This is a genomic window from Streptomyces sp. NPDC006339, from assembly GCF_040612775.1.
Lineage (GTDB): Bacteria > Actinomycetota > Actinomycetes > Streptomycetales > Streptomycetaceae > Streptomyces.
The window spans coordinates 1-11,131 of sequence record NZ_JBEXQW010000025.1 but is presented as its reverse complement, the minus strand read 5'-3'; the positions used below and the strand labels follow the sequence as shown (position 1 = coordinate 11,131).

The 11,131-nt window shown below is 74.0% G+C and carries 11 protein-coding genes; 4 read left to right on the top strand and 7 right to left on the bottom strand.

The genetic code is table 11. From position 1 onward, the window contains the following. Positions 1-33: 33 nt before the first annotated feature. From ABZ135_RS20955 to ABZ135_RS20925, 7 genes are all read right to left on the bottom strand, one after another. Positions 34-879 (bottom strand): ABC transporter permease, encoded by an 846-nt coding sequence (locus ABZ135_RS20955; protein WP_356697726.1) that lies wholly within the window; start codon positions 877-879, stop codon positions 34-36. Beyond that, entirely contained in the window at positions 872-1,864 is a 993-nt protein-coding gene (locus ABZ135_RS20950; RefSeq protein ID WP_356697725.1) for an ABC transporter permease, read from the bottom strand. Before ABZ135_RS20950 ends, ABZ135_RS20955 begins: the two co-directional genes overlap by 8 nt. Then, positions 1,861-3,477: an ABC transporter substrate-binding protein gene (locus ABZ135_RS20945; protein ID WP_356697724.1), complete on the bottom strand. Its 1,617-nt coding sequence runs from the start codon at positions 3,475-3,477 to the stop codon at positions 1,861-1,863. Before ABZ135_RS20945 ends, ABZ135_RS20950 begins: the two co-directional genes overlap by 4 nt. Positions 3,478-3,566: 89 nt before the next feature. Continuing rightward, complete coding sequence (locus ABZ135_RS20940; protein WP_356697723.1) at positions 3,567-4,673, bottom strand: acyl-CoA dehydrogenase family protein; 1,107 nt, start codon at positions 4,671-4,673, stop codon at positions 3,567-3,569. After that, positions 4,670-5,890 (bottom strand): acyl-CoA dehydrogenase family protein, encoded by a 1,221-nt coding sequence (locus ABZ135_RS20935; RefSeq protein ID WP_356697722.1) that lies wholly within the window; start codon positions 5,888-5,890, stop codon positions 4,670-4,672. Before ABZ135_RS20935 ends, ABZ135_RS20940 begins: the two co-directional genes overlap by 4 nt. Beyond that, positions 5,887-6,891, bottom strand: coding sequence for an NADPH:quinone oxidoreductase family protein (locus tag ABZ135_RS20930; RefSeq protein WP_356697721.1), 1,005 nt, complete (start codon positions 6,889-6,891; stop codon positions 5,887-5,889). Before ABZ135_RS20930 ends, ABZ135_RS20935 begins: the two co-directional genes overlap by 4 nt. 103 nt (positions 6,892-6,994) lie before the next feature. Then, positions 6,995-7,579: an XRE family transcriptional regulator gene (locus tag ABZ135_RS20925; protein WP_356697720.1), complete on the bottom strand. Its 585-nt coding sequence runs from the start codon at positions 7,577-7,579 to the stop codon at positions 6,995-6,997. A gap of 64 nt (positions 7,580-7,643) precedes the next feature. On the opposite strand from ABZ135_RS20925, the gene ABZ135_RS20920 reads away from it, so the two are divergent. From ABZ135_RS20920 to ABZ135_RS20905, 4 genes are all read left to right on the top strand, one after another. After that, positions 7,644-8,645, top strand: a complete 1,002-nt coding sequence (locus ABZ135_RS20920; RefSeq protein WP_356697719.1) for an NAD(P)/FAD-dependent oxidoreductase — start codon at positions 7,644-7,646, stop codon at positions 8,643-8,645. Between the two features lie 156 nt (positions 8,646-8,801). Further along, positions 8,802-9,581: a VOC family protein gene (locus tag ABZ135_RS20915; protein WP_356697718.1), complete on the top strand. Its 780-nt coding sequence runs from the start codon at positions 8,802-8,804 to the stop codon at positions 9,579-9,581. A 117-nt stretch (positions 9,582-9,698) separates the two neighbouring features. Beyond that, positions 9,699-10,064 carry a hypothetical protein gene (locus tag ABZ135_RS20910; protein ID WP_356697717.1) on the top strand — a complete coding sequence of 122 codons (366 nt, stop codon included), beginning with the start codon at positions 9,699-9,701 and terminating at the stop codon, positions 10,062-10,064. 2 nt (positions 10,065-10,066) lie between these two features. Further along, positions 10,067-11,131 (top strand): caspase family protein (locus ABZ135_RS20905; protein ID WP_356697716.1); only part of this gene is annotated, 1,065 nt, incomplete at its 3' end.

The following is an 11,131-nucleotide window of genomic DNA, read 5'->3' as shown; positions in this document are numbered from 1 at the left end:
GGAGGGCCCGCAGGACCTGCTCGTTCGCGGCGTTCACAGCATCAGCTCCGATCGGCGGCGGGGGTTCAGGCGGTCGCGCCAGACTCCGGCGAGGCCGGCGACGGCGAGGGTCGGCACGATGAGGAAGAGGCCGGGGAAGAGCGTCGGCCACCAGTCGCCGGCGAGCAGCGAGGAGCGGGCGCTCTGGACGAGGTTGCCGAGGCTGGCCTGGTGGCTGGGCAGGCCGAGGCCGAGGAAGGAGAGCGCCGACTCGTGCCACATGGCGTGCGGCACCATGAGGACGGCGGCGAGACCGGCCTGCGGCAGGACGGCGGGCAGCAGGTGCCGCACCGCGATCCGCCACCGGGACGCACCGCCGGAGATCGCCGCGTCGACGAAGGGGCGGGAGCGCAGCGAGAGGACCTCGGAGCGGACGATCCGGGCGGTGGAGAGCCAGTGGGTGAGCGCCACGGAGACGATCACCGGCCAGACGCCCGGCCGGAACATGGCGACGATGAAGATGCCCATCAGCAGGTGCGGCACGGACGCGAAGCCGTCGACGATCCGCATGACGAACCGGTCGGTGCGGCCGCCGAGCGCTCCGGCCGCGGCGCCGACGGCCGTGCCGATGACGGTGGCGACGAGCGCCGCGACCAGGCCGACGAGCAGCGAGATCCGCAGGCCGTAGACGCAGCGCAGCAGCAGGTCGCGGCCGACGTCGTCGGTGCCGAAGGGGTGGTCCCAGGACGGCGGAAGGAGCTTGCTGCCCAGGTCGACGGCCTGTTCGTCGAGCTGCGCGAGCGGCGGCACGAGGAGGACGGCCAGGACGACGGCGCCGGTGACGAGCGCGGAGCTCCACAGGCGGATCCGCCGGGTGCGGGCGTCGCGGGGGTCAGCCATCGAAGCCCACCCTCGGGTCGGCGAGCCCGTACAGCAGGTCGGAGAGCAGGTTGCCGAGGAGGACGGCGGCGGTGGCGAGCACGGTGAGCGCGGCGAGCAGCGGGAAGTCGACGGAGACGGCGGCCTGGACGGTGGCGGCGGCGATGCCGGGCCAACTGAAGACGGTCTCCACGAGGAGGGCCCCGGTGATGAGTTCGGGCACGCGGGAGCCGACGAGGGTGAGCATGGGCAGCATTCCGGAGCGCAGGGCGTGGCCGGTGAGGACGGTCCGTTCGGCGAGGCCGCGGGCGCGGGCGCCGCGCACCGGGTCCTCCTCCAGGGCGTCGCCGACGCCTTGGCGTACGTACAGGAAGAACCAGGGAAGCTGGGAGATCCCGAGGACGAGGGCGGGCAGGACGAGGTGGGTGGCGACCTGGGCGGCGGTGACGGTCTCGCTGGCGGTGTCGGTGAGGCCGCCGGCCGGCAGCGCGCCCAGCTTCAGGGCGAAGAACCAGATGGCGAGCAGTCCGAGCCAGAAGGCGGGGGCGGCTTCCAGGGTGTACGCGGCGGAGCTGACGGCCCGGTCGAGGAGGCCGCCGCGGCGGCGGCCGGCGAGGACGCCGAGCGCGGTGCCGAGGGTGATGGCGACCAGGAAGGCGGTGGCGGCGAGCAGCGCGGACCAGCCGACGCGTTCGGCGATGACGTCGGCGACGGGCTGGCGCATGACGCTGGAGTCGCCGAGGTCGCCGGTGACGGCGCGGGTGAGCCACTGCCACCAGCGGCCGAACCAGGGCCGGTCGACGCCGAGGTTGGCGCGCAACTGGTCGAGGTTCTCCTGGGAGGCGGTGAGGCCGGCGGTGCCGGCGTATGCCTTGACGGGGTCGAACGGGGAGGCGGCCGCGACGGCGAAGACCGCGAGGGTGACGCCGAGCAGGACGGGGACGGCGGCCAGGGCCCGCCGTCCCGTCATCCGGGCCATCGCTCCCCAGGGGAGGCGTCGGCTCACTTGGCGGCCGCTCCGCTGCCCTTCGGCTTCCAGTCCTCGACGTTCCACCAGGGACCGGAGGCGAGGCCGTGGTCGTGCGGCTCGGTCTGGGTGGAGAGTCCGTCCCAGCGGTCGGCGACGACGTAGAGGTGGTCGATGTGGGTGAGGAAGGTGTAGCCGGGGTTCTTCACCAGTTCGCGCTGGACGGTGTCGTAGGCGGCGCGGCGCTTCGCGGGGTCGTCGGTGCGGCGGCCGTCCTCGAGGGCGCGGTCGACGGTCTTGTTGTCGTACCAGGCCATGTTGTTGAAGCCGTCGCCGCCGAGGGAGGACTTCAGCAGGAGGTACTGGTCGAAGTCGGGGTCGCCGGGCGAGCCGCCGCCGGCGAGGACGGCGTCGGTCTTCATGCGGGGCTCGATGACCTCCCAGGTGCCGGCCTGGGTGGTGATGTCGATGCCGGCCTTCTTGGCGTCGGAGGCGTAGGCGAGGGCGTGGTCCTGGCGGAGCTTGTCGCCGGAGAGGTACCAGAGCGGGAAGGCGGCGCGGACGCCGTTCTTGACGCGGACGCCGTCGGGGCCGGGCTTCCAGCCGGCCTCGTCGAGGATCTTCTGCGCGCCGGCGAGGTCGTGGCGGCGTTCGGTGCCCTTGGTGAACCAGGGGCTGTCGGTGGGGACGGGCCCGTAGGCGGGCTTGCCCGCGCCTTCGAGGATCTTGTCGACCATGGCCTGCCGGTCGACGGCGAGGTCGAGGGCGCGGCGGATCGCGGTGTCGCCGGTGACCTTGTTGTGGGTGGGGAGGGTGACCGTGCGGTAGTCGTAGGTCTTCGCGGCCCAGGTCTTCTTCGTCTTGTCGGTGCCGAAGCCGGCGGCGAGGTTGGGCGGCAGGATGGCGCCGTCGAGGTCGCCGGCGCGCAGCCGGGTGGCGCGGACGTCGTCGTCCTTGATGATGGCCATGGTGAACTTCTTCACGGCCGGGGCGCCGCCCCAGTAGTGCGGGTTGGCCTGGAAGCTGAGCTTCTCGCCCTTGGACCAGCCGGTGAGGACGTACGGGCCGGTGCCGACCGGCTTGGTGGTGAAGGGGCCGGTGTTGACGTCCTGCGCGCCGGCGACGTGCTGCGGGGCGATGGCGAGGACGGTGCGCTCGGCGAAGGGCGCGTAGGGGTACTTGAGGGTGAAGACGACGGTGTCGTCGCCGACGGCCTTGACGTCCTTCAGGGCGTCGAGCTCGGTCCTGGAGGGGTTGTTGGTCTTCGGGTCCAGGATGGTCCGGTAGGTGAAGACGACGTCGGCGGCGGTGAAGGGCTTGCCGTCGGAGAACTTCACGCCGGGGCGCAGCTTGTAGGTGTAGGTGAGGCCGTCGGCGCTGACGGTCGGCAGGGCGGCGGCGAGGGCGGGCTCGAGCTTCATGTCGGCGCCGAAGGCGAGGAGCCCGTCGAAGATCTTGGAGTTGCCGTCCTTGCCGTAGCCGAGGAGGGGGCTGAGGGTCTCGGGCTCGTAGGCGATGCCGACGACCGCCGAGTCCTTCGGGCCGCCGGAGCCGGCTGCGCCGTTGCCGGGATTCGAGCAGGCCGCCGCGGTGAGGGCGACGGCCCCCGTGAGTATCGCGGCGGTCGCGCGGCGGACGGTTCGGGCGGCCATGGTGTCCACACCCCTCTTGAAGATCAACTGTTCTTGCGAAGCGATCGCAATTAAACAGCATGTATAAGGGGTGCGGACACATGGGACCCTTACAAGAGCGTGCGCTCGGGGGCCGGGAGGTCCATCAGGGCGGCGACGGTGTCCTGGTGCCGCCCGGGCGAGCCCAGCGCCGTCCGGTCCGACACGGCCCGCTTGAGGGCCAGGTGGGCGGGGTGCTCCCAGGTCATGCCGATGCCGCCGTGCAGTTGGACGCACTCCTCGGCGGCGTGCACGGCGGCCATCGCGCAGTACGCCTGGGCGACGGCCACGGTCAGCCCGGCGTCCGGGGCGCCGGTGGCGAGCGCGTCGGCGGCGGCGCGGGCCGCCGCCCTGGCCCCCACGAGCTCCAGCCAGATGCGGGCCATCCGGTGCTTCAGCGCCTGGAAGGAGCCGATCGGGCGGTTGAACTGGTGGCGCTCCTTGGTGTGCCGGACGGTCTCCTCCAGGCACCATTCGGCGATCCCGAGCTGCTCGGAGGCGAGCAGTCCTGCGCCGGAGAGCAGCCCGCGCCGGACCGCCTCGCGGGCGCGGTCGGCGTCGGCGAGGCGGGTGCCGGCGGCGCCGCTCGCGTCGACGGCGGCGAGCGGCCGGGTGAGGTCGAGCGGGGAGAGCGGGGTGATCACCGCGTCGGCGGCGGGCACCGCGTAGAGCCCGTCGGGGCGCGGCACGAGGAGCACGTCGGCGGCGACGGCGTCCGCGACGGCGGGGACGGGGCCGGGGGTGTCGGTCGCGGGCAGGGGGGCGCCCGGGGCGGTGGAGAGCGGCACGGCCAGGACGGCGGTCCGCTCGCCGGACGCGAGGGCGGCGAGCAGGTCGGCCACCGGCCGCTGGTCGGTGTCGAGCGCGAGCAGGGTCTCGGTCGCGATCACGGCGCTGGTCAGGTACGGCGCCGGGGTCACGGCCCGGCCGAGCTCCTCCAGGACCACGGCGGCCTCGCGGTGGCTCGCGCCCTGCCCGCCCAGCTTCTCGGGGACCAGAAGTCCGGCGGCGCCGATGCCGGCGCCGAGGGCCTCCCACAGGCCGGGGACGTAGGGGCTCGGCTGCTCGATCCGGGCGAGCAGGGTCTGCGCGTCGGCCCGGTCGGCGAGCAGGGAGCGGACCGCCGCCCGCAGGTCGTCCTCGGTCTCGGAGTAGAGGAGGTCCGGCGTTGCGTTCATCGGGCGAGGTCCTTCCAGGCGACGTCCTTGTCGTTGCGGGGCTCGGGGGGCAGGCCGAGCACCCGCTCGGCGACGATGTTGAGCAGGACCTCGGTGGTCCCGCCCTCGATCGAGTTGCCCTTGGCGCGCAGATAGCGGTAGCCCGCGTCGCGGCCGGTGAAGTCGACCAGGTCGGGCCGGACCATGGCCCACTCGCCGTACAGGAGCCCTTCGTCGCCGAGGAGTTCGACCTCCAGGGCGCTGATGGCCTGGTTGAGACGGGCGAAGCCGAGCTTCATGGCGCTGCCCTCGGGGCCGGGCTGGCCGGCGACGAGCTGCTGGCGCAGCCGCTCGCCGGTGAGCCGGGCGACCTCGGCGTCCACCCAGAGGTCGAGGAGGCGGCGGTGCAGGTCGTGGGTGCGCAGTTCGGGGCGGTCCCGCCAGGTGGCGGCGGCCTTCCCGATCATGCCGCCCTCGCGCGGGATGCGGGCGCCGCCGATCGTGACGCGCTCGTTCATGAGGGTGGTCTGGGCGACCCGCCAGCCGTCGCCGACCTCGCCGATGCGGTGGGCGTCGGGGATGCGGACGTCGGTGAGGAAGACCTCGTTGAACTCGGCCTCGCCGGTGATCTGGCGCAGCGGCCGGACCTCGACGCCGGGGTCGGTCATGTCGCAGATGAAGTAGGTGATGCCCCGGTGCTTGGGCAGGTCCGGGTCGGTGCGGGCGATGAGGATGGCCCAGCGGGCCACATGGGCGCTGGAGGTCCACACCTTCTGCCCGTTGATCACCCAGTCGTCCCCGTCGCGGACGGCCCGGGTGCCGAGTGCGGCGAGGTCGGAGCCGGCGCCCGGTTCGCTGAAGAGCTGGCACCAGACCTCCTCGCCGACCCACAGGGGCTTGAGGAAGCGCTCCTTGACCTCGTCGGAGCCGTAGGCGAGGAGGGTCGGGGCGGCCATGCCGAGGCCGATGCCGATCCGGCGGGGGTCGTTGTCGGGGGCTCCGGCGGCGGCGAGTTCGGCGTCGACGACCGCCTGGAGAGCGCGCGGGGCGTCGAGTCCGCCGAGGCCGACGGGGTAGTGCACCCAGGCGAGTCCGGCGTCGAAGCGGGCGCGCAGGAAGTCGGTGCGGTCGGTGTCGGCCGGCGGGTGTTCGGCCAGCAACCGCCGGGTGCGGGCGCGCAGTTCGTCGGCGTCGACGGCTCGGGCGGCACGGGCGGTGGCGTCGGTACGGGCGGTCATGCGCGGGCTCCTTCCGTGAGGCCGTCCGGGGAGCCGTCCGGACGTCCGGCGGGGAGAACGACCAGACGGCCGGTGGTCACGCCCTCGGAGAGCCGCTGCACGGCGTCGGCGGCGGCGTCGAAGGGGACGCGCTCGCTGACGTACGGCTTGATCAGGCCCTTGGCGGCGAGTTCGGTGAGGGTCTCGTGGCAGCGCGGGACGGCCGCCGGGTCCTTGAGGTTGTACAGGCCCCAGTGGAGGCCCAGGATCGAGTAGTTCTTCACCAGGGCGTGGTTGAGCGCCGGGCTGGGGATGGTGCCGCTGGCGAAGCCGACGACCACGATCCGGCCCTCGAAGGCCACGAGCTTGGCGGACTGCTGGTAGGCGGCGCCGCCGACCGGGTCGTAGATGACGTCGGCGCCGCGGCCGCCGGTGGCTTCCTTGACGGCGGAGACGACGTCCTCGGCGTGCCGGTCGACGACGGTGTCGCAGCCGAGTTCCCGGGCGACGGCGGCCTTGTCCGCGCCGCCGACGACGCCGATGACGGTGGCGCCGGCCGCCTTGCCGAGCTGGACGGCGGCGCTGCCGACACCGCCCGCGGCGGCGTGCACGAGGAGGGTCTCGCCCTCCTTCAGGGCGGCCCTGCGGTGAAGGCCGAACCAGCCGGTCTGGTAGGCGATGTGGAGGGCGGCGGCCTCGGCGTCGTCGAGCGCCTCGGGCGCCGGGAGCAGCGAGGCCGCGTCGGCGACCGCGTACTCGGCGAGGCCGCCGTACGGCAGGGTGGGGGTCGCGATGACCCGGCGGCCGTCCTCGGTCTCGCCGCAGATCTCGACGCCGGGGGTGAACGGCAGCGGCGGCCGCACCTGGTACTGGCCCCGGCACAGCAGCGCGTCGGGGAAGTTGAGGCCGGTGGCGCGGACCTTCAGCAGCACCTGGCCCGCGCCGGGCTCGGGCCGGTCGACGTCGTCGCGCTGCATCACCTCGCCCGGTTCGCCGTTCTCGTGCACTCGCCATGCCTGCATGCGGAGATCCTCCAGCAGCCGTCGTCGTCCTGGGCGCCGTGCGGTCGATGCGCACGGACGGTCCGCATACTAAGCGGTCGCTTGGACTGAGGGAACCAGGCGCTCAGGACTTCTTCGGCCGCGCCCGTACGTGCATCCGCTCGCCCTGCGGTCCGAACAGGCTCAGGAACTCCACCCGGCGGCCGTCCGCGGGCCCGAACCAGTGCGGGACCCGCGTGTCGAACTCGGCCGCCTCGCCCGCCGCCAGCACCACGTCGTGGTCGCCGAGCACCAGGCGCAGCCGCCCGGACAGCACGTAGAGCCACTCGTAACCCTCGTGCACCCGCGGGTCCGGGGCCTCGGCGCCGGGCTCCTGGACGACCTTGTACGCCTGGAGGCCGCCGGGCTGGCGGGTGAGCGGGTACAGCGTGCGGCCGTGGCGCACGATCGGCCGGGACCGGATCCGCGGGTCGCCGACCGGCGGGGCGCCGACCAGCTCGTCGAGCGGGACCTGGTGGGCGCGGGCGATCGGCAGCAGCAGTTCCAGACTGGGCTTGCGCCCGCCGGACTCCAGCCGGGAGAGGGTGCTCACCGAGATGCCGGTGGCGGCGGACAGGTCGGCCAGCGTGGACCCGCGCTCCCGGCGGAGCCGGCGCAGGCGGGGGCCGACCTCGTCGAGCACGGAGGCGATGCGTTCGTCTTCGGTCATTTTCCCATTGCAGAAACGGCAACTCCGTTTGTCAAATATGGGGCGGCGAGCGACCCTCTCTTGCATGAACGAGAACACGCGCACCGAGAACCGGAACGAGCACGGAAACGAGAACCGGACGTACGACGTGGTGGTGGTCGGCGGCGGCGCGGCCGGCCTCAGCGCGGCCCTGGTCCTGGGCCGGGCGCGGCGCAGCACCCTGGTGATCGACGCGGGCGAGCCGCGCAACGCCCCGGCCGCCCACATGCAGGGCTACCTCTCCCGGGACGGGATGAGCCCGGCGGAGCTGCTGGCCGTCGGGCGGCGGGAGATCGCCGCGTACGGCGTGGAGTGGACGCAGGGGCTGGTGACGGCGGCCGTGCCGGACGGCCCGGAGGCGGCCGACGGGCGGGACGGCTTCACCGTGGCGCTGGAGGACGGGCGGACGGTCCGCGCGCGCCGCCTGGTCGTGACGACCGGTCTGGTGGACGAGCTGCCGGAGATCGACGGGGTCGCGGAGCGGTGGGGCCGGGACGTCCTCCACTGCCCGTACTGCCACGGCTGGGAGGTCCGCGACCGGGCCTTCGGCGTGATCGCCCATCCCGTGATGCCCGCCCACCAGGCCCTGATGGTCTCCCAGTGGTCGCCCGACGTGACGCTCTTCCTGCACACCGCTCCCGAGCCGTCGGCCGAGGACGCGGCCCGGCTCGCGGCGGCCGGCGTGACGGTGGTGTCCGGCGAGGTGGCCGGGCTCGTGGTCGAGGACGACCGGATCACGGGCGTACGGATGGCGGACGGGCGGATCGTGCCCCGCGAGGTGCTCTTCGTGGGGACCAGGACGGTGCCGCGCGACGGTCTGCTGCGGGCGCTGGGCGCGGCCACGCACGAGACGCCGTTCGGCACGTTCGTCACGGTCGACGAGACCGGCCGGACCAGCGTGCCCGGGGTGTGGGCCGCGGGGAACGCGATCGGCGCGCACGAGCAGGTGATCAACGCGGCGAGCGGCGGCTACCGCGCGGCCGTCATGGTCAACGCGGACCTGCTGATGGCCGACTTGGACCGGCGGGTGGCGGCAGCCGGGGAGTGAGGGGGCGGGGTGCGCGCGGGGGCGCCGGGCGCTGGGCACTGGGCACTGGGCCGAGCGGATGAAACCCGGGCCCTCGGGGCACACGGACCCGAGGCGGCGACCAGGATCGGTCAAGGTGACGGAAGACATCCCCCAGGGAAGGACGGGACTCACCCCATGCTCGGTACGGACTTCACGACGGGCTCCCCCAGTTGGATCGACCTCGGCAGCCCCGACACCGACGCGGCCGCCGTCTTCTACGGCCGGGTCTTCGGCTGGGACTTCCTCCCGGCCGGCCCGGAGGCGGGCGGCTACGGCTTCTTCCAGCAGGACGGACGTACGGTCGCGGCCCTCGGCCCGCTCACGGAGGAGGGCGCGAGCAGCGCCTGGACCGTCTACTTCCAGACCCCGGACGCCGACGCCACCGAGCACGCCGTCGAGGCCAACGGCGGCACCGTGCGGGTGTCCGCCTTCGACGTCATGGACGCCGGACGGATGGCGGCCCTGACCGACCCGGGCGGCGCCGAGTTCGCCGTGTGGCAGCCGGGCCGGATCAAGGGCCTGGAGCGGACCTCGGAGGACAACACCCTGGTGTGGACCGAACTCCACACCGGTGACCCGGAGGCCACCCTCGCCTTCTACAGCGCCCTGTTCGGCTGGCGCTGGCAGGCGATGGACGCTCCCGGCATGACCTACCGGGTCGTCTCGACGGCCGACGGGGACCAGCAGGACGCCTCCTTCGGCGGTGTGGCGCCGCTCCAGAGCGGCGCGTCCCGGGCCCGCTGGGTGCCGTACTTCGCGGTGGCGGACACGGACGTGATCGCCACCTCCGCCCAGGAGAGCGGCGGCTCGGTCCTGATGCCGCCGACGGACGTGCCCGAGGTGGGCCGGATCGCCTGGCTCGCCGACCCCTTCGGCGCGCCCTTCGCGGTCCTGAAGCCCGCGCCCATGCACTGACGGACCGACAGACGGCAGTCCGAGTCCGCCGGAACCGTCCGTTCCCCCGGGGGCCGTGTGCGACGCTCTGATCCGTAGGCACGTCGGACGGCACGTCGGTCACGGAGGAGGCGGAGCATGGGGGAGATCCGGCTGAGCATCGGGGTGGCGGATCCCGAGGACAGCCCGGACCTGCGGGACTTCCACCGCTGGCTCGGCGACGAGGAGGAGCCGCCCGGCCGGATCCGCCTCGCCCCGGACCCCGTGCCGGGCACCATGAGCGGCGGCCTCGACGTCATCGACGTGGTCCTCACCCACGCCGTGGGCCTCGCCAACCTGACGCTGGCGTACGCCACATGGCGCAGGGCCCGGCGCAGCCGGGCCGCCCTCACGTTCACCCGGGCGTCCGACGGGCTGACCGTGACGGTGCGAGAAGGCTCCGAGGAGGCCGTCCAGCAGATCCTCCGGGCCTTCTCCGACCCCGGGCAGCCGGAAGACCGATAGCCGTGGAGCCGGCCGATCCCCGCGGCTCGTACGCCGTCCTCATCGGTTCCTCGGCCTACCGGTCGCCCGAGCTCGAGGACCTCCCGGCGGTCGCCCGCAACCTGGAGGACCTCGCGCGGCTCCTGGCGGATCCCGGCGTCCTGGGCCTGCCGCCGGAGAACATCACCCGGGTGTGCGAGCCCCCGTCCCCGACGGAACTCCTCGACGCCGTACGGGAGGCGACCCGGCGCGCCACCGGAATGCTGCTGGTCTACTACGCGGGCCACGGGCTCGTGGGGCCGGGCGAGGTCGACAGCCTGCTGCTCGCCCTGCCCTCGTCCGATCCCCGACGCCCGTACACCTCGGTCGACTTCGCGAGCCTGCGGCGGGAGGTGCTGGGCGCGGACCGGAGGACCGACCGGGTGGTGATCCTGGACTGCTGCTACAGCGGGCAGGCGATGGCCGGCGGCATGAGCGGGCCGGTGACGATGGCGGAGCAGGCCCGCATCGCGGGCACGTACCTGCTCACGGCCTGCGGCCCCAACCGGCTGGCGATCGCACCGCCGGGCGAACCCCACACCGCCTTCACCGGTGAGCTGATCCGCGCGCTGTCCGACGGGCTGCCCGGTGCCGGGCCGCTGATCAGGGCCACGGAGCTGTACGAGCACCTGGTCGGGGAGCTGCGCGCCAAGGGGCGGCCGCTCCCCCAGCAGCGGCTGCACAACACCGGGCGCGACCTGGTCATCGCCCGCAACCGTCACGGGCTGCGGGGCGGGGCGGCGGCCGGGCAGGCGCCCCGGGCCGCCGGGCCCGCGGTGCCGGAGCGGTTCCGGGAGCCGCTGCGGGCACAGCCCCGGCAGATCGCCGAGCACGCGGAGCGGCTGGGGCGGGCCGAGCCGGCGGCCGCGGCCGAGTTCCTGGAGCTGGCCGGCGGGACCCGGCCCGCCCAAGAGGCGGCGGCCCTGGCGCATCTGCTGCGCGGGCGGGGGCGTACGGCGGAGGCGGAGGCCGTGCCGCAGACCCGCTTCGTGCTGCGCAAGGCCCTCCAGGCCCGCATGCCCGTCATCCTCTGCATCAACAAGACGGAC

Excerpts from the sequence above, each read along its gene's own strand:
- ABZ135_RS20935 (WP_356697722.1), bottom strand. The coding sequence starts at position 5,890 with ATGACCGCCCGTACCGACGCCACCGCCCGTGCCGCCCGAGCCGTCGAC.
- ABZ135_RS20955 (WP_356697726.1), bottom strand. The coding sequence starts at position 879 with ATGGCTGACCCCCGCGACGCCCGCACCCGGCGGATCCGCCTGTGGAGC.
- ABZ135_RS20940 (WP_356697723.1), bottom strand. The coding sequence starts at position 4,673 with ATGAACGCAACGCCGGACCTCCTCTACTCCGAGACCGAGGACGACCTG.
- ABZ135_RS20910 (WP_356697717.1), top strand. The coding sequence starts at position 9,699 with ATGGGGGAGATCCGGCTGAGCATCGGGGTGGCGGATCCCGAGGACAGC.
- ABZ135_RS20920 (WP_356697719.1), top strand. The coding sequence starts at position 7,644 with ATGAACGAGAACACGCGCACCGAGAACCGGAACGAGCACGGAAACGAG.
- ABZ135_RS20925 (WP_356697720.1), bottom strand. The coding sequence starts at position 7,579 with ATGACCGAAGACGAACGCATCGCCTCCGTGCTCGACGAGGTCGGCCCC.
- ABZ135_RS20945 (WP_356697724.1), bottom strand. The coding sequence starts at position 3,477 with ATGGCCGCCCGAACCGTCCGCCGCGCGACCGCCGCGATACTCACGGGG.
- ABZ135_RS20915 (WP_356697718.1), top strand. The coding sequence starts at position 8,802 with ATGCTCGGTACGGACTTCACGACGGGCTCCCCCAGTTGGATCGACCTC.
- ABZ135_RS20930 (WP_356697721.1), bottom strand. The coding sequence starts at position 6,891 with ATGCAGGCATGGCGAGTGCACGAGAACGGCGAACCGGGCGAGGTGATG.